Source organism: Microcoleus sp. FACHB-SPT15, from assembly GCF_014849525.1.
GTDB lineage: Bacteria > Cyanobacteriota > Cyanobacteriia > Cyanobacteriales > Coleofasciculaceae > Symplocastrum > Symplocastrum torsivum.
In genome coordinates this window covers 17,469-36,385 of sequence record NZ_JACJNU010000063.1, presented here as the reverse complement: position 1 = coordinate 36,385, position 18,917 = coordinate 17,469, and the positions used below count along the sequence as shown (strand labels likewise).

Annotated in this window: 20 protein-coding genes and 1 pseudogene; 16 read left to right on the top strand and 5 right to left on the bottom strand. The window is 44.4% G+C overall.

Features of this window, described 5'->3' with window-relative positions; translation table 11 throughout:
- The first annotated feature begins 696 nt into the window (after nucleotides 1–696).
- Nucleotides 697–855 carry a ribbon-helix-helix domain-containing protein gene (locus H6F98_RS27105; protein WP_192221842.1) on the top strand — a complete coding sequence of 53 codons (159 nt, stop codon included), beginning with the start codon at nucleotides 697–699 and terminating at the stop codon, nucleotides 853–855.
- Nucleotides 856–953: 98 nt separating this feature from the next.
- On the opposite strand, the gene H6F98_RS27100 is transcribed toward H6F98_RS27105, so the two are convergent.
- Together H6F98_RS27100 and H6F98_RS34240 are read right to left on the bottom strand one after the other, a co-directional pair.
- Nucleotides 954–1,097 carry a hypothetical protein gene (locus H6F98_RS27100; RefSeq protein WP_192221841.1) on the bottom strand — a complete coding sequence of 48 codons (144 nt, stop codon included), beginning with the start codon at nucleotides 1,095–1,097 and terminating at the stop codon, nucleotides 954–956.
- Between the two features lie 498 nt (nucleotides 1,098–1,595).
- Entirely contained in the window at nucleotides 1,596–1,760 is a 165-nt protein-coding gene (locus tag H6F98_RS34240) for a plasmid partition protein ParG (RefSeq protein ID WP_313929952.1), read from the bottom strand.
- 185 nt (nucleotides 1,761–1,945) lie between these two features.
- Between H6F98_RS34240 and H6F98_RS27090 the strand changes: the two genes are divergently transcribed.
- The 3 genes from H6F98_RS27090 (at nucleotide 1,946) to H6F98_RS27080 (ending at nucleotide 3,999) form a co-directional block, all read left to right on the top strand.
- Nucleotides 1,946–2,137: a hypothetical protein gene (locus H6F98_RS27090; protein WP_192221840.1), complete on the top strand. Its 192-nt coding sequence runs from the start codon at nucleotides 1,946–1,948 to the stop codon at nucleotides 2,135–2,137.
- A gap of 107 nt (nucleotides 2,138–2,244) precedes the next feature.
- Nucleotides 2,245–3,144 carry a hypothetical protein gene (locus tag H6F98_RS27085; RefSeq protein ID WP_242058718.1) on the top strand — a complete coding sequence of 300 codons (900 nt, stop codon included), beginning with the start codon at nucleotides 2,245–2,247 and terminating at the stop codon, nucleotides 3,142–3,144.
- 552 nt (nucleotides 3,145–3,696) lie between these two features.
- Nucleotides 3,697–3,999, top strand: coding sequence for a 2Fe-2S iron-sulfur cluster-binding protein (locus H6F98_RS27080; RefSeq protein ID WP_192221838.1), 303 nt, complete (start codon nucleotides 3,697–3,699; stop codon nucleotides 3,997–3,999).
- 72 nt (nucleotides 4,000–4,071) lie between these two features.
- Here H6F98_RS27080 and H6F98_RS27075 read toward each other — a convergent pair whose 3' ends face one another.
- The gene (locus H6F98_RS27075; RefSeq protein WP_192221837.1) at nucleotides 4,072–5,205 is read right to left on the bottom strand and encodes a cob(I)yrinic acid a,c-diamide adenosyltransferase; all 1,134 of its coding nucleotides are present in this window, start codon (nucleotides 5,203–5,205) and stop codon (nucleotides 4,072–4,074) included.
- Nucleotides 5,206–5,548: 343 nt separating this feature from the next.
- On the opposite strand from H6F98_RS27075, the gene fraC reads away from it, so the two are divergent.
- The 5 genes from fraC to H6F98_RS27050 all read left to right on the top strand — a co-directional run bounded on the left by fraC (nucleotide 5,549) and on the right by H6F98_RS27050 (nucleotide 10,518).
- Complete coding sequence (fraC, locus tag H6F98_RS27070) at nucleotides 5,549–6,109, top strand: filament integrity protein FraC (protein WP_192221836.1); 561 nt, start codon at nucleotides 5,549–5,551, stop codon at nucleotides 6,107–6,109.
- Between the two features lie 13 nt (nucleotides 6,110–6,122).
- On the top strand, nucleotides 6,123–7,151 hold the full coding sequence (locus tag H6F98_RS27065; protein WP_192221835.1) for a DUF5357 family protein: 1,029 nt from the start codon (nucleotides 6,123–6,125) through the stop codon (nucleotides 7,149–7,151).
- A 54-nt stretch (nucleotides 7,152–7,205) separates the two neighbouring features.
- On the top strand, nucleotides 7,206–7,979 hold the full coding sequence (locus H6F98_RS27060) for an ABC transporter permease (RefSeq protein WP_192221834.1): 774 nt from the start codon (nucleotides 7,206–7,208) through the stop codon (nucleotides 7,977–7,979).
- Complete coding sequence (locus tag H6F98_RS27055; protein ID WP_192221833.1) at nucleotides 7,969–8,163, top strand: hypothetical protein; 195 nt, start codon at nucleotides 7,969–7,971, stop codon at nucleotides 8,161–8,163. The genes H6F98_RS27060 and H6F98_RS27055 overlap by 11 nt, the downstream gene beginning before the upstream one ends.
- Nucleotides 8,164–8,268: 105 nt before the next feature.
- Nucleotides 8,269–10,518 carry a GAF domain-containing protein gene (locus H6F98_RS27050; RefSeq protein ID WP_192221832.1) on the top strand — a complete coding sequence of 750 codons (2,250 nt, stop codon included), beginning with the start codon at nucleotides 8,269–8,271 and terminating at the stop codon, nucleotides 10,516–10,518.
- 52 nt (nucleotides 10,519–10,570) lie between these two features.
- On the opposite strand, the pseudogene H6F98_RS27045 reads toward H6F98_RS27050, so the two are convergent.
- A pseudogene (locus tag H6F98_RS27045) lies at nucleotides 10,571–11,891 on the bottom strand (IS4 family transposase).
- Nucleotides 11,892–12,139: 248 nt separating this feature from the next.
- On the opposite strand from H6F98_RS27045, the gene larE reads away from it, so the two are divergent.
- The 3 genes from larE (at nucleotide 12,140) to H6F98_RS27030 (ending at nucleotide 14,079) form a co-directional block, all read left to right on the top strand.
- Nucleotides 12,140–12,967 carry an ATP-dependent sacrificial sulfur transferase LarE gene (gene larE / locus H6F98_RS27040; RefSeq protein WP_192221831.1) on the top strand — a complete coding sequence of 276 codons (828 nt, stop codon included), beginning with the start codon at nucleotides 12,140–12,142 and terminating at the stop codon, nucleotides 12,965–12,967.
- A 115-nt stretch (nucleotides 12,968–13,082) separates the two neighbouring features.
- Nucleotides 13,083–13,421 (top strand): PadR family transcriptional regulator, encoded by a 339-nt coding sequence (locus H6F98_RS27035; protein WP_199348974.1) that lies wholly within the window; start codon nucleotides 13,083–13,085, stop codon nucleotides 13,419–13,421.
- 4 nt (nucleotides 13,422–13,425) lie between these two features.
- On the top strand, nucleotides 13,426–14,079 hold the full coding sequence (locus H6F98_RS27030) for a sugar transferase (RefSeq protein WP_192221830.1): 654 nt from the start codon (nucleotides 13,426–13,428) through the stop codon (nucleotides 14,077–14,079).
- A gap of 257 nt (nucleotides 14,080–14,336) precedes the next feature.
- Here H6F98_RS27030 and H6F98_RS27025 read toward each other — a convergent pair whose 3' ends face one another.
- Entirely contained in the window at nucleotides 14,337–14,672 is a 336-nt protein-coding gene (locus H6F98_RS27025; RefSeq protein WP_192221829.1) for a hypothetical protein, read from the bottom strand.
- Between the two features lie 645 nt (nucleotides 14,673–15,317).
- Here H6F98_RS27025 and H6F98_RS27020 point away from each other — a divergent pair.
- The 4 genes from H6F98_RS27020 to H6F98_RS27005 all read left to right on the top strand — a co-directional run bounded on the left by H6F98_RS27020 (nucleotide 15,318) and on the right by H6F98_RS27005 (nucleotide 18,857).
- Entirely contained in the window at nucleotides 15,318–15,629 is a 312-nt protein-coding gene (locus tag H6F98_RS27020; protein ID WP_192221828.1) for an urease subunit beta, read from the top strand.
- Nucleotides 15,630–15,649: 20 nt separating this feature from the next.
- Nucleotides 15,650–16,186, top strand: coding sequence for a DUF1349 domain-containing protein (locus H6F98_RS27015; RefSeq protein ID WP_192221827.1), 537 nt, complete (start codon nucleotides 15,650–15,652; stop codon nucleotides 16,184–16,186).
- 12 nt (nucleotides 16,187–16,198) lie between these two features.
- Nucleotides 16,199–17,926 (top strand): urease subunit alpha, encoded by a 1,728-nt coding sequence (gene ureC, locus H6F98_RS27010; RefSeq protein ID WP_192221826.1) that lies wholly within the window; start codon nucleotides 16,199–16,201, stop codon nucleotides 17,924–17,926.
- Between the two features lie 256 nt (nucleotides 17,927–18,182).
- Nucleotides 18,183–18,857, top strand: coding sequence for a hypothetical protein (locus tag H6F98_RS27005; protein ID WP_192221825.1), 675 nt, complete (start codon nucleotides 18,183–18,185; stop codon nucleotides 18,855–18,857).
- Nucleotides 18,858–18,917: the final 60 nt, after the last annotated feature.

Sequence of the window (18,917 nt, the reverse complement as noted above, 5' to 3'; positions counted from 1 at the left end):
AAATGACCTTTCTTTAGATGAGATTTGTTCTACACTTCTGCAAAATACTGAAGATTTAATCTCTTCTAATTGAAGCGATCGCACAATTCTAGAGGCTCCTGAAGCAGTGCTAATACAGGCGGAGCAAGTTAATGCTTGATTGCGAAAGCTGCGAAGAACGCTAAGAAGATTAACAATGCCAGTAAAGGTGGGTTAAACCATCTGAAAGAGCTTTCTGGGTTGGGTATTAATACAGGTATTGGGGAAACATCAACCGTTGCGCGAACTTTAATATCCCTCTTCTGTCACTCTCCGGTTTTTCCTATTATTAATATTTTCTACAAAGGAGTTATATTAGGGAATACAGCGTTTGCCCATCTAATTTTGGCAATTTCCCTACTCTGATCAATTTCTATGAAGGAAAAAGTCTGCGATCGCCTACCATAGGTTAGTTCTAGACTTCAGCAATGGCAAAAGTTTTCGGAGAGTGACAGAAGAGGGATATAGCGATTCTCGTATCAGTGAGGTACATCTTACTTTCTTGCCAATTCCCAATTCCCAATTGGTTTGACTTTATAAGGATTACTTTTATTCAGCTTGAGGATAACACTGTACACATTGCATTGTTATATAGTAGTTTATTTAGCAAAAGTAATGGATAGTCAGCTATAAACAGATATATAATGAAGTATCTTAAATCATCAAACTGTAGAGCTGATGAAACTAAAAGGGCGAGTAACGGCATATCTACCAGAAGAAATTCAAACAGCCCTAGAAAAATGGGCTGAAGAAGAAAGTCGCTCATTGAGTAGTCTGGCAACATACCTGTTGACTCAGGCTGTAAAAGAGCGTCAACAAAAAGAGAAAAAGGACTGATGAGAGCGCTCATCATACTTAAGAAAGTTAACAAGTAAGCTTGCTAAGCTGTGAGTCATTTATTTTCGGAAAACTTTGCGTTTTCAGGAACAGGAGAATTAATTTAGGCAATGGGAGAGCCTGAAAATAAATTCTCCTGAACTCTCAACTACAGCAATGCTTTCTAAGAGAGCGATCGCATCAGGGTGCATCTCAAATTTTGCAAAAATACCAGGAGAAACGGAAATCGCAGCTATTTGCATTCAAAGCCTGCCTCCACAGGCTGAATTGAATCCGTATAAGCGGACTTAGTTTGTATAGTGCCAGACTTCTAGTTTGTGGGCGATTTGCAAATATCCGATACGAGCATCGTATTATGAGCAAATGCTCTATTCACAAATTATTCACAGTTGCTCAGTAAGCTTTAAATACGAATTTCATCCGGTGCCCTCTGGAAAGCAGATGTCCAGAGGGTGTTTTTTTTCAGTCATTGTGCCGTCTGTAGAAATTCCTTAACAAGTCACTTCTCTACAGGTAATACCAATTTCCTAAATACTTGCTTATGTGATCACAAGTACCAAGTTGCCAAGGCAAAGTAAGGGTGCGATCGCATTATGGAGAGAAAGCGCCATCACCCTCAACTACAAAATTTGTACTGATGGCAATGGGTTAACTAGGCGACCACCCAAGCTAGGGAAAGAACGAGTGATGGTTCCACATTCAGCTTTGCTCTCTTCTGGCAAAACGCCCTCACTACCTACTCACCTGTTTTTTTGCTGCTGTGGGGGTGTTTCATTTTGCTCTAGCCACTGGTCTATCAGTTCATTCACTACATCGCTCATGTCCCTGTCTTGCAAGACACAGGCAGCCTTAAAGCGCACTTTCTTTTCTTTTGATAGGTAGACCCTAATTGAGTCTTCAGCCACAGTTTCACTAACGATAAAGTACTCCAGTCCATTCTGGCAGTAATCCGTTAATCTCTGGAAGTTAATGCACTTGTTAACAAGTTAATTTATGTGCTATTTTTATAGCAAGTCAGAAGCCAGCGCCTCTACCTACCAAGTTTCCGCGCTGGCTCTGGCTCCCAAATAACAAAGGAGACAAATTCATTATGACTTACAGAGACTGCCTCAAGCCTTGGGCTGTTGCTCGTCTACTACCTAATCTGCAATGGGTGATTATTGGTCGCTACCACAGCCGCTCAGATGCTGATGGACATCTTCAGTTGTGTCGTCAGCGTATTCCGAACATCCAATTCAAAGTGGTGTTCGATCTACCTAAACAGTTAGGTAAGTGCCAATAAATCCATTGTGAAAATGGTAGGGGCGTAAGGTTTTTGCCCCTACCAGCTACCTTCATCTTTCTCTTTAATAAGAATGAGTAGCTAACTAGTACTACTCCCTAAATGAAATGCATCTCTTAAAAGCTATGCCTGAACTAGAAGAAGCACTACAATTCATTGAAAAAATTGAACGTGAAAACTCTGGTAAGTCTGTCTATGAAATAGCGAATAAGCTTCGGGGTTATACCAAAAAGGGATATACAACTCCGTTATGGAATACAGCAACCGGATATAGCCAAGAGTATATTGCTGGGGAATTTAAAGAAAAACTGAATCAAGAGTATTTGGTATTGAGTGGTGAAGTGACTGATTTTGGTCATTTCATTGCGGCACTCTCTGATCAAATCAATCAACCTGGGGTTAATTGGTCAGATTTAACCAGTTGGACAGGTGACCACACATCTTGGGCTGGAGATATTGGTTCAGCAATTATCGTTTATTACTCCAAAGACAGCAACAACATTAAAGATGTAGAGGAAGCCTTGAGTAAGTTTGCAAGAGACTCTGACTATACAGCAGATATTGCGGCTTATGTCGTTGGGGCATTAATTAACTCTGGCAAGCACACTTCTATTTCTCAAGCAATTTATCACTATAACACCATTTCTTATGCCGAGAATGTCAGAACATTCCTGAAAAAGCGTCTTGGTGGAACGATGGAAGGTCACAAACTTAAGAACGCAGCAAATGTTGAAGCAGAAATTAGAAGGGCTGTATCTACATTTATCCGCTCGTCTAATGCTCCTGATATCTTTAAGTCAGTAAAAAACCTCTTGAAGTTACAGCCGAAGTTAGAGTTGGAAAATACGACTATTCCTAATGGTACAGATATGCTTCAAGGTTCTCTGCATTTCTTAAACCACATGGTTAGAAAGGGAGGATTGGATAGCTTAAGATTTAAGCCCTACCAGTTGCCAGGGGTGCCTTGGTTGGGAACTGTGACTTACGAAGTCAAGGTGCCAAGGTGAATAAGCTCTGTTTTTGGGAATTGGGAATTGGCAAGAAACTTAGATGCACCTTACTCTCATTGAGAATTGCTATATCTCAGGTCAAAGGGAAAGGGAAAAAGGGTTATTTTTAAACATCTTTTCCACTTAACCCTTTTTCTTCGTCCTAGTAGTAAAACTAATTTTGTACGATAGAATACAACTTAGGATTAAGGTTCATCGTAGCCAGAACTAGAGCGGAAGAATTGTCACGATCCCCTGATTTATTAGTTTTGTAATAGAGCGATCGCACAACTATTGATTTCAACACTCAGTAAGCGCTAGTAAAGCCAATTCAGCCATTATTCGCCTAGAGAAGGACTCGCTTCAGGATAACACTAACCCTACAGCATCTGTCTGGAGGAACACTTATCTTACAGCATGAACTATCTATTGATAGAGACAAAACAATTTTCAATAAAGATAACTTTTCTACTAACAAGTGAACTGGGTAGCGAGTAGTTTTTTATTCTTGCGCTTGGTCGCTTCTAGTGAACCTGTTGTTGTAGTTTCTCTTGATAGGATGACCTCTTTATGGCTGCTACTTACAAAGTCAGATTAATTAACGAAGGCGAAGGACTCGATACCACGATTGAAGTTCCAGAAGGTGAGTCTATTCTCGATGTTGGGGAAGAAGAAGGGCTTGATTTGCCTTATTCTTGCCGTGCTGGTGCCTGTTCCACCTGTGCTGGTGTATTGAAAGAAGGTTCAGTCGATCAGTCTGAGCAACAATTCTTGGATGATGAGCAAGTTGAAGCAGGATACGTGCTGACTTGCGTCGGTATTCCTACTTCTGATTGCACTATCATGACTCATAAATCTGAAGAACTGGAGTAAGAATATTACTCTCGTCATTGCGAAATTTACTTTGGAAAACATCGGGTTTGGGGGAACTCCCCCAAGCCTTTATCAAAAATCTACGCCTCGTTTCAAATCCACACCTTTTTCACAGTAGTGCTTGTGACAAATCATCTCGGAATGAACACTAGCAATGTCGAAGTAGGCGGGTTGATTTAGGCAGCGACCTGTAATAATTACTTCCGTATCGCGAGGTTTACGCAAAAGAGCATCGACAATTGGCTCTACTTGTAACAGTTCCAGGTCAACAGTGGGATTAAGTTCGTCCATAATGATGGTTTTATACAAACCCGACGCTAAAGCGGCTCTAGCAATTTCCCAACCTCGCTCTGCTTCTACATAATCCGCGATTTCCTGTTGTCCCCGCCAAACGATCGCATCTCGACCACAACGGTGATGATCGACGAGTGCAGGATAGGACTGCTTCAAAGCGGCGATCGCGGCATCTTCTGTATAGCCACTACCACCCTTAAGCCACTGCATGATCAGAACTCGATGGGATTTATCGGTACTAATCCCTCGACCGATTGCTTGCAACGCCTTACCTAAAGCATTGGTGGATTTACCCTTGCCTGCACCCGTGTAGATTTCGATCCCTTCAATTCCCTGTTGCCTGGATGCAGGATGGTCATGAGGTACCGATTCACTGTGCAAATCCGCAATATCTAGTAATGCCTGGGGAGTTCCTCGACCTGTGACAATAATTTCCAGATTCTCAGGCTTGTTCTTCAGGGTTTTGATGACTTCATCGATCGCCAGTAAACCCAAATCCAGGACAGGATTGAGTTCATCGAGGACAACAACCGAATAGAGATCGGACGCGATCGCACCTTTCGCTACATCCCAGCCTCGCTGTGCTTCATCCGCATCGAAGCGTGTCACCTCATCTCTAGCAAAGAAAGATGAACGTCCTGTCCGTACTTGGTCAATCAGGTGAGGAAAACCCCGTTGCAAGGCTTCAATCGCGGCATCCTCATCATAGGGGCGTCCTGGTCCTTTAAGAAACCGCAGCAATAAGACGCGACTGCCAGTATCTGAGTTTATCCCTAGTCCAATTGAACGCAAAACAACGCCCAAAGCCGCTTGAGATTTACCTTTTCCTGCGCCATCATAAACGTGAATTTGACCCGTGATGCGCTCAGAACGCTCAACCGCTGTCCGTATACCAATACCAGTTCTGGACATTCCGCTCCTTGAAATTCAGCCCAATGCAAAGAGTGTACTCAAGCAGTTTAGCCTTCAGCCTCGTTCCAGGAAAGACTACTTTATGCAGTTGTTCATAACCAGTTCACTGAGATCGATAGATAATATTGCTTGATGCCTGCCTACTTGATACTCCCTTACAAGGGTAGGTTTTTTAGATTGGGATGTTGGGGAGATAAGGGGGTAGGAAGTTAATATACATTAAACTTTGGGAATTTTTCACCCATCACCTCATTACTCCATTATTGATGGCATTTATTAGAAACCTACCCTTGAAAGCTCTCCACTCCCCACTCCCTATTTTCCCGATAGGAGCGACAACGCTATGACAGCATCCGTTTTACCAATACCGACAATCTTGTTCCAACTCTTATTCCTGCTGGTGGCGATCGCACTAGAAGCCGCAGTCTTTCACAAACGGCTAAACCTAACGCGCAAAATTAGCATTGACTATGCTGTTTCAATCAATTTATTGTGTGTGATTGCTGGTTGGTTGGCGTTTTTCCTACTTTTGAGGTTCGTACCCCAACCCTTAAAAACTCAGATAATTAGTTTTGTTTTTTTCGATCACCTTCTGGCTCCCCAGCCAGGTAACCTAAATTTAATTATTGTTTCGACTGGGATTGTCATTTTCTTCTGTGCCTTCCTCATTAAGTTAAAAGGGCTAGAGGTACTAGAAGCGTTGTTACATCGGTCTCCAGGACAGAGTTCCTCAGACTCACCTGACGAAGGACGTAGCTTATCTTTGTCAGCCCGGTTAAATCGGGCAATTGCACATACTGACGTTAATGAGGCAACTGTTGTTCTTTTGGCAAATGCTCTTAGCCATAGCGCCATTTTGTTACTCTTGTTTTTCCGTTTTATTCAGGTCAACGCTCTAGGATAGGATACAAACTATCGTGAAATTTTTTCTCAATATTGTAGAATGGCTGCAAAAAAACTTTAGACCTCCCAGTGCCTTTTCTTGGGAAACTCTCATTTTGCTCAGCTTGTTTTCCTACTACATGGCATTGCTGGCAAGTGACATTGGCTTCACCAGAAATTTGCTGCTGAATTTGGCTTGGATTTTTCTGATTTTGGGTGTTTTCTGGGGAACGACAGCTACTAACCAATTGCGAATTGGTTATGATGAGAAAAAGGAAAAAGATGGCTTTCCTTTAAGCCCTTGGATTACAGGGGCATTGGTCAGTATTTATATATTTGGTGGTCCTACAGGTGAAGTCTCAAAAGAGGCTTTAATTTACTGGCCTGTCATCTCAGCCATAATCGCGGCTATCCCAGATTTTGTAAATGATCGGTTAAGACCTACAAAACCACCCCTCCATAAGCGTCAAAATCTAGTCATTTTGTTCGGCACTCAGATTTTAATTAGCTGCTGGTTCCAGTTTTATTTCGTGGCTCAAGACTGGTTAACTCAATACCCCAGCCTTGCAATCGATGACTTCAGCCAGAGTGCTTTTGTCACGAAACTAGCCTCCTCAGAATCGGTAATACCCAGAGGAGAGTTACTTTTAAATGCGATGGAACCAAAGCTAGCCCAGCAGTTGAATGCTAAACCTTGGTCTGTAGTTGAGCGATCGCTTTTACAGGAAGAACGAGAAAAGTTGATCGATACAGTTGCTCAACAAGCTAAGCAACAAATCACAACTGTTGAAGAAGATAATCTCTGGGGAGTGGTATCGGGTGTCTCCTCTAGAAGTGCTGGGTATAATTTAGAACTACGGGCAGTTTGGCAAGGTCCCCGTGCTTTACCTCAAGAATATTCCCAGACCAAGACTTGTCAAATTATTCAAGTTCCCACAACAACAAATTCCCCCAATACTCAACCTGGACAGCCACCAACATTTATTAGTCGTTTTGAATGTGAGCCTGTTAGAGGTTGGGGAATAGATGAGCCAATCATTGCGAATGATAGTTTCTTACAATGATGCAATATTTCCTGTTTGGATTCATTTAGTGATTGGAAGCATCGGAGGTGGCGGTTGAGTATCGGAAGAATTTGGGCAATTGCTTCAAATGGGTTTCGGGAAGTGATTCGCGATCGCGTTTTATATCTCATTGGCTTTTTTGCGCTGCTACTCGTGATCGCACTACAGCTATTACCAGAAGTTGCCGCAACCACAGAAGACAAAATTTTCCTAGATTTTGGTCTGGCGGCAATTAGTATCTTAGGTGTGGTTGTTGCGATATTTGTGGGGACTAATCTAATTAACAAAGAAATTGACAAGCGCACTGTATTAGTATTAATCCCAAAACCTCTCAATCGTGCTGAATTCATCATCGGCAAACACTTAGGGTTAGTGGGTGTACTGGCTATCCTGATTGTTGCGATGACGGGGATTTATCTGGCGCTACTAAGTTTCAGCCGGGTTAAGTATCCACTGGGTACGATTTTGGTTTCAACGCTTTACCAATTTTTAGAGTTGTCTCTAATTACAGCCGTAGCGCTGTTATTTAGCGTCTTTACAAGTTCCCTATTGGCAGCATTACTCACCTTCGGGGTGTATTTGATGGGCAACTTAAGTCGCGATTTATTAGAGTTAGGCAACATCAGCCGCAACTCTAATGTTCAGACGCTAACTCAAGGTCTTTATCTGGTTTTACCTGATTTATCGCGCCTTAATTTAAAAAATGAAGCCGTTTATGGAATTTTGCCGCCTCCTGTAACGCTTTTAGGTCATGGGTTGTATGGTTTACTCTATACAGTATTGCTTTTAGCGATCGCTATCCTCATCTTCTCGCGACGTGAATTTTAGTAGTATTAAGCTCAATGTCACTCTCGTTGAGCGCAAAGTAATCGTTCGTTGGAAAAACCCGGATTGGGGGACGTTGCCCCCCAAACCCCCCACTGGGGGACGGAGTGCCTCCCCCAGACCCCCTGCACAAATGGTGGTTGGTGTGATGAATTTTCTTAAGTCAGTACCATTCGTATTAAGCTAATGAGCATTCAAATGTATGTAGGAAAAGCATAAATACTTGCTGCTCTTAGCTTTTGAATTTTGAATTGTCTAATAGACTTCCATTGAAATAAACAGCGTTACCTTCATGTCCATTGGCTCTGAGCTAACGCCATCGTTGCCGAAATCACTCCAACCCACAATTGTACGCTTACTGATTGTGGTGGATGTCGCTGCTGATTTTGAGTTAATCACAACGACGCTCGAAGCGGCTGGTATTGTTTTTATTTACGATGCTGCTACCACGCCTGAACTCTATCAGCAATCCTTGCAGAACCATACCTATGACAGTGTTTTGTCTGCTTATTGCCTGAAAACACTCAGCGGTATGGAAGCGTTGCAATTATTACAGCAATCTGGACAGGACATTCCTTTTATTTTAGTGACTGACCGCTTGGGTGATGAGAGAGCGGTAGAGTGCATTAAAGCTGGGATGACTGACTATGTTCTCAAAGAACAGTTGTTTCGCTTGCCAGAGGTTTTAACCCGTGCGATCCAGGAAGGTAAACAACGCAAACAACAACAGTTAAGCCTGAATCAAGCCAAGCGGCAAGCTCAACAAGAAGCGATTATCAACCACATTGTCCAAGCGATGCGGGGCACATTGGTATTGGATGATGTCTTACAGACAACTGTTAATCTGCTACATAAAACTCTCAATGTCAGCCGTTGTCTAATTTTTCAGCCTGATTCAGATAATCAGATGAAGGCTCACCACGTTAGTGAAGCGACAGCTCAACGTGAGAGTTTGATCGGTGTCTATTGCGATTTTTATCGCTACTACCATGAGACATTATCCCAAGGAGAGCCACTGGTACTGGCACAAATTGATGCCAGCTTGCCAGAGGTGATTCAAGAGTCAGCCGCTGTGTGTGACATTTGCGCCATCCTGATTGTGCCTCTGTTGTACCATCAGTCATACCTGGGAGGCATTAGCTTACACCAGTGTGGGAACCAAGCGGTTCAGTCTCGCCAATGGACACAGGACGAGGTGGCTTTGGTGAGTGCGATCGCGACTCAGTGTGCGATCGCGATTCATCAAGCTCAGCTATTTGCCAAAGTGCAACAGCAGGCGGAACGAGAGAAATTGCTCAATCAAATCAGCCGAACCCTAAATTCAACATTGGATACAGACGAGATTTTGCAGGAAATTGTCACTTTAACCGGGGAATGTTTCAATGTTGATCGAGTCAATATTTACTCGATAGACACAGAGCATATTAAGACTCTGAATGAATGGCGCTGTAGTGAGCAGGTTATTTCTGCACTCGGCATGAAGTCACCTGTATCGGAGTGGACTGATAGGTTAGACCCTAGCTCAGAATTTAGCTTACATCAGGTTTTTCACGCTCCCATTTATGCAGAAACTCCTCAACCTGCCCCCCGACTGGCAATGATGCAGCAGTTGCAAGTTGTGTCAATCCTGAATGCACCGATTTTTATTCGTAACCAGTTGTTTGGAGGCTTGATGTTGCAAACAAGTACCCAACGAACCTTTACACCCGAAGAAATTCAGTTGCTAGAGCGAATCGCTGACCAAGCCGCGATCGCACTTTACAATGCACAGAGCTACGAATACTTAGAACAGCTAGTACGCGATCGCACCCAAGAACTAGAAGCTCAACAACAACTTTCAGAAGCCGCTAACCAGGCAAAAAGCGAATTTCTTGCCAATATGAGTCACGAATTGCGGACACCCTTAACGGGTATATTGGGGTTTTCTCGCCTACTTTTAGAGCAAATTTTTGGTCCCCTTAACGATAAACAGCACCAATATGTCACTGGTATCTCTTCCTGCGGTGAACACCTGTTGGCACTGATTAATGATCTACTGGATTTATCAAAGATTGAAGCAGGTCGAGAAGAGTTATCCCTAGAACCGATAACAGTGGAAGCCATTTGTCATGAATGCTTATCGGTTGTGCGCGAGCAGGCATCTGAGGCTGGCTTACAATTACAACTGGATATTGCTCCTGCTATTACTTCTTTTGTTGCTGACCATCTCAGATGCAAGCAAATTTTGGTGAATCTTCTCTCAAATGCGGTGAAATTTACTGAATCTGGCTCGGTAACACTAAAAGTTGAGCAGACTGCTGAATATACTCGATTTCTGGTGATTGATACTGGTATCGGCATGAGCGAAGCTGACGCTAGCAGTCTCTTTCAACCGTTCCACCAACTCCCTAACCGTTCCCCTCGGAAATACCAAGGAACAGGTTTGGGTCTGGCTCTTTCACTGAAGTTAGCACGGCTACATGGTGGTGACATTACCATACAGTCTGAAGAGGGGCGTGGTAGTTGTTTTACGCTAACTTTGCCGCATCAAATACCAAATTAATACGACCTCGAACCACCATCTGTAGGGGCGCCCAGCTGTCATTGGTGTCAACTTAAGGGCAGCTCCAAATAAGTTGGGTGTGAACGTCAAGATCTCGATGGCGTTTACGCCTAGCTTTCACTACACCCAAGAGCTTGGCTTTACTTTGGAAGAAAGCCACAACATCAGTAGCATCACCACGCAAAAAAGCACGAGCAAAATGATAAAGACCACGAAACACCATCTCGACGGAGATGCGCTCTAAGGGTTGGTTGAGGGCAACCGCGACTTGAGAACATAAGTCATTGAGTACGGCATAAAAAATCCAGGTGGCGAAGATTTGAATCTGTACCCCATTGGTATCGCCAACCCAAAGGTAGGATAAGCCTAGCAGGCGTTTAGTGAGCAAAAACGCCTCTTCCACGCGCCAGCGACGGCGGTAGAGTTCACAAACTTGTTGAGCCGATAAGTGTTGAGGGTCAAGGACATTGGTCAGATAGTAGTACCAAGTGTCACCCCAAAGCACCGAGACCAGGCGTAGTGGATGCTGGCAAGGGTTAGAGCGATACTGTCCCAGGTTGATAATTTCGTCACGGAAATATAATCCCTGACTCAGACAGCGAGTCACGCTATAGGCGGTTTTCTCACGCAGGCGGGTAACGAAAAACTTTTCAGCGTTAGTGAACGCATCAAACCAACCAAACTTGAAAAAGCCTAAATCGAAAATTAACAGTCCCCGTTGCGGTAAGCATTCGAGCAAATTGTCGGCAAATGTCTTGTCATTAGCTTTGGGTTCGTCGGTGTATCAGCTTGCAACGGGACGATGGCTGAAGGCTTCTACTACCATCATCAGTTTCCCCCCTAACAACGTTTCGGGTTTGTCCCTGAGGGCTTTAAGTTTACGGCGTAATTCTTCCAACGTCGAACCATCGGCAATCCAGACAGCTTGAAAGTTCTCTGTTAAAGACCTCCAGCCCTCCGGCAAGCTCAACTCGCGGCGCTGACAACGCAATCGCTCTAGCACCTGTTCAAATACCGTAGCAAACGAGTCGGGCGGGTATTCTCATCAGTCGTTTAGATAAGGCTTGCTTACTCACCTGCAATCGCTCTACCCACAGCAGCCCTTCTTCGTTTAGCACTCGCACGACTTCACTTAATCCAGCAATTTGCCGATACACCAAACTCAAGACCACTGCCATCATTACGGGTAGAGTTAAGATGCGTTCACGTAGCCGTTTATTGTCCTTGTCACGCTCTAAGCGCAACGGCTTAAAGTTGCCTGGGCTTAACAAGTTGTACAACTCCTGCTCCAATGGTTCAATTGCAGGAGCTGCCACTTGTGTTTGACGACGCAAATCGGGGTTAGCACTGCTCCACGGACGACTTCGGCTCATTGTTGGTAGGCAGATTTTAATGTGATGATTTGACTTTCACTCTATCTTCCCTACTCTCTTTTCGCTTAAGTTGACACCAATGAAGGCTTTGCGCCCTTCCTATATATTGCGTCTGTGCGTAAGTCCCCAAAGTTGACTTCCAAGGGCGCGGCACTAGTTGCAACAGACAACAGATAGAGACAATGAGCAAAAAGCGACAATTGATATATGAAGTGATTAAACGCACTCAAAAATCATTGAGATGAACCATGCTAGAGCAGAAACTAAAGCAACTCAAAACAATTTTCGCCGAGATGGAGCGGGCTTTGATTGCCTATTCTGGGGGAGTTGATAGCACCCTGGTAGCCAAGATTGCTTATGATGTGCTGGGCGATCGCGCTTTGGCTGTAACGGCTGAATCTCCTTCACTTTTGCCGGAAGAACTAGAAGATGCCCGTATCCAAGCAGCAGCAATTGGCATTCCTCATGAGGTGATAGAAACACATGAGATGAATAATCCCAATTACACCTCCAACCCTGTCAACCGTTGCTATTTCTGCAAAAGTGAACTCCACGACACGCTCAAACCCCTTGCCCTTGAGCGAGGCTATCCCTATGTTGTGGATGGAGTCAATGCCGATGATTTGGGAGACTATCGACCAGGGATTCAGGCAGCCAAAGAACGAGGAGCGCGATCGCCTTTAGCTGAAGTGGGCGTTACCAAAGCTGAAGTCCGCCAACTTTCCCAACAACTAGGGCTTCCTTGGTGGGACAAACCCGCTCAACCGTGCCTCAGTTCCCGCTTCCCCTATGGCGAAGAGATTACAGTCAGCAAGCTACAACGAGTCGGACGTGCTGAAATTTATTTGCGTAAATTGGGATTATCAAATCTTCGGGTTCGTTCTGAAGGCGATACCGCCCGGATTGAATTACCACTAGAACAAATTAAGGAATTTGTTTTAACTACAGATTTACCCAAGTTGGTGTCAGCGTTTCAGGAGTTTGGTTTCCTCTACGTCACCCTCGACTTAGAAGGTTACCGCAGTGGCAAACTCAATCAAGTCTTAAATCAGGAAGCCTTGAGCCTCAAAGCCTAAACCTAATTCCACCTCTTAACTGGGTAGGGGCGCTCTTGGGGTGCGCCCTTATCTTGACACCTTAATATCAGGTTTGTAAGATAAGTAGGCAAGTTGATAAACTGAGTTCAAGGTTATGCCATCTCAGGAAAATTTTGATTTGTCAGCACTGGAAGAGGACATCATGACAGTGCTTGACTTCCATGAACTTTATGGATTGCAAATCATTAAAGCCATTGAAGAAGCTAGCGGCGGCAAACGTCGGCTTGGTGTTGGCTCACTTTATCCCACACTCCACAGGCTAGAGAAGAAAGGATTTGTCACATCAAAATGGGGTGATGATCGTCCTGAAGAACGCGGTGGGGCACGGCGGAAGTATTACAAAATCACAGCTTTAGGTCGCAAGGTACTGCGAGAAACTCAAGCGACTCGCGCCAATCTTGCTCAGTGGCAACCAACATTTGAAGGAGTTTAAGGGAATGGAGAACAGGTTAATACTCATACTCAACCGTCTTGTGAAGCGCTGCATCGATATTGTGGGGAGTTTGATTGGGTTGCTGATTCTGGCGATTGTTTTTGTGCCAATTGCGATCGCAATCAAGCTGGATAGTCCAGGTTCGATTTTCTTTATACAAACCCGTTACGGAAAGCAAGGGCAACCGTTTCAAATACGGAAATTTCGCTCAATGGTGGCAAACGCAGAAGAACTAAAATCGGCAGTCCCACTTGAAGTGCAAGGAACGAATCGACAAGACTCGCGAGTCACTCGTGTTGGACGCTTCCTCCGCCGCACTGCCTTAGATGAACTACCCCAATTTTGGAATGTGCTAGTGGGAGAGATGAGTTTGGTAGGAACTCGTCCACTAACCTTTGATGAGCTGAGCTACTATGGCGAAGAGCCATTACAACAGGTCACTGTTAAACCAGGAATAACGAGCGAATCATTGGTTATTGGCTCTTATGCTGTGAAGGATTGGGAGCAAATTGTTGCTTTAGACCAACGTTACCAAAGTCGGTGGAATCCCTTATCTGACTTCGTGATTTTTGGGAAAGCGATCGCGATTATCTTGGCAAGAATCGTTTTCGGTGAATCATTAGGCAACGACAACTCTGCAAAAAAAAAGGGAATATAAGGCTAATTTCAAGGTTGACTAGCCTAGTACCCGAAGAATTTCAAGAAGAAGCACTAGGTGATTTGCAGGAGAAACGTTGCCAATTGCTTGTTGAAGGATGTCCGCTGTGGCTAGTTAACCTCAGAATGGTTTTATGGAGCCTAGACTTGATTTTTTCCTGCTGGTATCTGAAGTCTAAATAGAACATAAGCTAAGCTATTGCCTTTAAGGATACATCAGACTCAGCAGGACTGCCATTGGTTGAAATCGGTTACTAATTAATGCAGTATTTCTTTGATTTCATCAAGTTTGCTAATGAGATTGGTTATTTGCGTCCTTCGTTCTTGTGCTTCTTCTTCATGCTCTCTTATATAGAGTAGCTTTTCCACCCATTCAGTCACTATATTAGTAACTTCTATGCGCTCTTCCAGTAAGAGGTCATGATTTAGCAAAAAAATTTTGGTTGCGTCAAAAGCTGCTTTGATTTCAGAGTTTTTATAATCCCTACTCTGGATTGACAAGACTTTTATCACAGCTAGATTTCGTATAATTCCTTTCAGGTTTTTCATTATATTTTTATCAAAGCTACTATTTACTACTTCAAGAAATGACATGAAAAACCGTAACTATGTTTTAAAGATTTTGCAATGAAGTAAAATGGTTTTTGATATCATTTTGACTTAAAAATAATTGGTTCATGCAAACAGAGAACCATTTTTTAGGCGAAAACCAACCTTGGCAAGGTGATTTAATAGTTAGAAGTTTAATGACATCTATACACAGGATACTGGCGCACTTCTACCTCTCGACATCGCTACTATGGCTGATTGTCTATACGCATAATTGCTGAAGTGGTCAGACGGTGATTAAAAAGTAAGCGAAGCTAAAAAAAGAATGCTACCCTTGTGCGGCTATGATGCGTCATGAAGAATGAGAATGGTTAGCAAGCCTATCTCAGCTCTTGGATGCGGGCTTCTACTTGCCAATACACTGAACATGAACATAACTCAGGATAAACTAGCAAGTTTGCTTGCTAACAGTACCCCCTAGGGGTGCTAAATATAGAAAATCTTGCCCTCCATTTTTAGAACCTTACAGTGTCGCCTAGAGCATTCCCCCAGAAGAGATTGTCAGGTATCCTGTTTTGTACTTGAGAAGCGCAGCAGATTGGAGAGTCACAAACTGTACAGTCTGGGCACCTGTTGCTGCTGTTGTGCTTTATCGTTGCCTATAGTAATTTCATTTCGATAGAGGTTGGCATGATTCCAGGGGAAGTTGTTGTCCAAGAAGGGGAAATTGAACTGAATGCAGGGCGTACCACTGTGCAGTTACAAGTGGCGAATACAGGCGATCGCCCAATTCAAGTCGGTTCTCATTTTCATTTCTACGAGGTAAATGAAGCCCTGGAATTTAACAGAGAATCAGCAAAAGGGATGCGACTCGATATCCCTGCGGGCACCGCTGTCCGCTTTGAACCAGGAGATGAACGCGAAGTGAATTTGGTGCCATTTACAGGTAGCCGTCGAGTTTACGGCTTCAATGGCAGAATTAATGGCGCTTTAGACGAGTAACTTCTGGGGAGATAACACCAATGGAATGGTACAACGAACCACCTGTCTGGAACCTCCAAGGAGACACAATTACTATCACGTCTGGGCAAAAAACTGACTTCTGGCGTGAGACTCACTACGGCTTCATTCGAGATAATGGTCACTTTTTTTATCAAGCAATCAAGGGAGACTTTGTTGCTGAGGTGAAAGTTAGTGGTGAGTATCAGGAGTTGTACGATCAGGCGGGAATCATGGTGCGTTTAGATGAAGCCAATTGGTTGAAGTGCGGCATTGAGTTTGTAAATGCTGTTCAACAAGTCAGTGCTGTAATCACACGAGATTACTCCGATTGGTCTGTCGTACCATTGCCACAAAACCCTATTTCCATCTGGATGCGCGTAACCCGACGCGGCACAGCTATAGAGGTGCAATACTCGTTTGATGGGGAACAGTACACGATGCTACGTCTTGGCTATCTCACTCCAGTTGAGACAGTGAGTGTGGGTGTAATGTGCGCTTCTCCAGAGGGAAATGGCTTCCCAATGACGTTTGAGGGATTCAAAATTGGCAGTTTGTGAGGAGAGGCATCTATGAGTTACAGAATGGATCGCCGCGCTTATGCGGAAACCTTTGGTCCAACAGTAGGCGATCGCGTTCGTCTTGCGGATACAGAATTATTCATTGAAGTTGAACGCGATTACACCACGTATGGTGATGAGGTGAAGTTTGGTGGCGGTAAGGTAATTCGGGATGGCATGGGACAGTCTCCCATCTCCAACGCTGATGGTGCGGTTGACATGGTGATTACCAACGCCTTAATCCTCGATTGGTGGGGCATCGTCAAAGCCGATATTGGGATACAAGACGGCAAAATTCGCAAAATTGGCAAAGCGGGAAATCCTTACATTCAGGACAACGTAGACATTATCATTGGGCCTGGTACAGAGATTGTGGCTGGAGAAGGGCATATCCTCACAGCAGGCGGGATTGATTGCCACATTCACTTTATCTGCCCCCAGCAAATCGAAGTTGCGATCGCCTCTGGTATCACCACCATGATTGGCGGCGGTACTGGCCCAGCAACAGGAACAAACGCCACAACTTGCACACCTGGCCCTTGGAACATTTACCGGATGCTGCAAGCCGCTGAAGCCTTCCCAATCAATCTCGGTTTTTTAGGTAAAGGGAATAGTAGTCAGCCTCAAGCACTGATAGAACAACTTGCGGCTGGGGCAATGGGTTTAAAGTTACACGAAGACTGGGGAACGACACCAGCAACAATTGATACCTGTTTAAGTGTTGCAGATAACTATGATGTGCAGGTGGCAATTCACACCGACACCCTGAACGAAGCCGGATTTGTGGAATCGACCATTGCTGCTTTCAAAAATCGCACTATCCACACCTACCACACTGAAGGCGCAGGCGGCGGACACGCCCCAGACATTATTAAAGTGTGCGCTGAAGCGAATGTGCTGCCTTCTTCCACCAACCCAACACGTCCCTACACTCTTAACACCCTGGAAGAACACCTGGATATGTTGATGGTGTGTCACCACTTGGATCGAGGAATTCCTGAAGATGTGGCGTTTGCCGAGTCCAGGATTCGTCGGGAAACGATTGCAGCAGAAGACATTCTGCACGATTTGGGTGCCTTCAGTATGATTGCCTCGGATTCCCAAGCGATGGGACGAGTGGGAGAGGTAATTATTCGTACCTGGCAAACCGCCCACAAAATGAAGGTGCAGCGTGGTTTTCTCCCTTCTCCTGACTTAGGAGAAGGACGGGGAGTGCAGGCGGACAACTTTCGGGCAAAGCGCTACATTGCTAAGTACACGATTAACCCTGCAATCGCACATGGGATTGCTGAGTATGTTGGTTCTGTGGAAGAAGGCAAGCTAGCGGATTTGTGTCTTTGGAAACCAGCATTTTTTGGCGTGAAACCAGAGATGGTGATTAAAGGGGGTGCGATCGCCTGGGCGCAAATGGGTGATGCAAATGCTAGTATTCCCACACCCCAACCTGTTCATATGCGTCCGATGTTTGGCAGTTTTGGAAATGCGATCGCCGCAACATCTCTTACCTTTGTTTCCCAAGCTGCATTAGAAAACGAAATTCCTACTCAAATCGGCTTACAAAAACCTGCTATTGCTGTCTCAAACACTCGGCAACTCAGCAAGCGGGACATGAAGCTAAACGAAGCCCTACCCCACATGGAAGTAGACCCAGAAACCTACGAAGTCAGGGCTGACGGAGAATTATTGACCTGTGAACCCGCAACAGTTTTACCAATGGCGCAGCGTTACTTTTTGTTTTAGTCATGTCAGAGGTTCAGATTCCCGACTTCTTAAAGAAGTCGGGAATCTCGCCTTCACAAATTATTTAGGACGGCTATATGTTAATAAATGTCTAAATTATCCGGATTTTAAAATGACCCAATCGGGTGAATCTCTTAAATAAGATTTACCCAGTAAACCCAAACTTAACTAGAAATAAATTTAGCTGGAACAATTTTTTTTCCTCTCGGTCGATTAAGTATCCGCATAGGTATTTACTAAGTAGAGAGGGTTTTCAATGTTTAACTTCCATTCATTTAAATCAGGAACTGCTGCGCTACTAGCACTAGCAATTAGTAGCAGTACTGTTGTCCCCCTCATCACATCAGCACCCGCTTTAGCTCAACGTCGTCCTGCCCAAAGGGAACAAATTAACATCGTTGTTCCTTCTGGTACGTCTATTCCTGTGCGATACGACAAAGACAAAGTTGTTGTCATGCCTGATGAAACAGTGCCTTTGACCTTAACCGTGGCAAGAGATGTCAAAGCAAGTGATGGCAAAGTTCTAATTCGCGAAGGTAGCGAAATCACAGGTGATCTCAAACCTGTATCTGGAGGAACTCAGTTTGTTGCAAAGCAGCTAACTTTGTATCGTCCTCGCCTTGAAAGGCAGACAAGACCATTCACGATTAGTGGCACCTCTAATGTAGTGAGAAGAACAGAAGAAATTACTCAAGGAGCGAGTACAGGTTCAATTCTACAAGGTGCTGCAATTGGGGGTGCGGCGGCAGCAGCGATCGCAGCCCTTGTTGGCGATCGCGCAATTGCGACTGAAGAAATTCTTGGTGGTGCTGGATTGGGTGCGATCGGTGGGTTCTTTTTGAACCGGAAAAAAGCGAATGTTCTTGTTGTCTATCCTGACCAGGACTTGGCTGTGAAATTATCGTCTCAATTTGCCTTCGTCTCATCATAAAGTGGCGTTTCTCCGGATTATTCTGCCAATAATCACCCGGATGGGCGAGGCTAAGTGTTT

Bases quoted from the DNA above. Each gene is read 5' to 3' on its own strand.
- H6F98_RS27105 (WP_192221842.1), top strand. From the start codon at position 697: ATGAAACTAAAAGGGCGAGTAACGGCATATCTACCAGAAGAAATTCAA.
- H6F98_RS27100 (WP_192221841.1), bottom strand. From the start codon at position 1,097: ATGCAAATAGCTGCGATTTCCGTTTCTCCTGGTATTTTTGCAAAATTT.
- H6F98_RS27090 (WP_192221840.1), top strand. From the start codon at position 1,946: ATGACTTACAGAGACTGCCTCAAGCCTTGGGCTGTTGCTCGTCTACTA.
- H6F98_RS27085 (WP_242058718.1), top strand. From the start codon at position 2,245: ATGCATCTCTTAAAAGCTATGCCTGAACTAGAAGAAGCACTACAATTC.
- H6F98_RS27080 (WP_192221838.1), top strand. From the start codon at position 3,697: ATGGCTGCTACTTACAAAGTCAGATTAATTAACGAAGGCGAAGGACTC.
- H6F98_RS27075 (WP_192221837.1), bottom strand. From the start codon at position 5,205: ATGTCCAGAACTGGTATTGGTATACGGACAGCGGTTGAGCGTTCTGAG.
- fraC (WP_192221836.1), top strand. From the start codon at position 5,549: ATGACAGCATCCGTTTTACCAATACCGACAATCTTGTTCCAACTCTTA.
- H6F98_RS27050 (WP_192221832.1), top strand. From the start codon at position 8,269: ATGTCCATTGGCTCTGAGCTAACGCCATCGTTGCCGAAATCACTCCAA.
- larE (WP_192221831.1), top strand. From the start codon at position 12,140: ATGCTAGAGCAGAAACTAAAGCAACTCAAAACAATTTTCGCCGAGATG.
- H6F98_RS27035 (WP_199348974.1), top strand. From the start codon at position 13,083: ATGCCATCTCAGGAAAATTTTGATTTGTCAGCACTGGAAGAGGACATC.
- H6F98_RS27030 (WP_192221830.1), top strand. From the start codon at position 13,426: ATGGAGAACAGGTTAATACTCATACTCAACCGTCTTGTGAAGCGCTGC.
- H6F98_RS27025 (WP_192221829.1), bottom strand. From the start codon at position 14,672: ATGTCATTTCTTGAAGTAGTAAATAGTAGCTTTGATAAAAATATAATG.
- H6F98_RS27020 (WP_192221828.1), top strand. From the start codon at position 15,318: ATGATTCCAGGGGAAGTTGTTGTCCAAGAAGGGGAAATTGAACTGAAT.
- H6F98_RS27015 (WP_192221827.1), top strand. From the start codon at position 15,650: ATGGAATGGTACAACGAACCACCTGTCTGGAACCTCCAAGGAGACACA.
- ureC (WP_192221826.1), top strand. From the start codon at position 16,199: ATGAGTTACAGAATGGATCGCCGCGCTTATGCGGAAACCTTTGGTCCA.
- H6F98_RS27005 (WP_192221825.1), top strand. From the start codon at position 18,183: ATGTTTAACTTCCATTCATTTAAATCAGGAACTGCTGCGCTACTAGCA.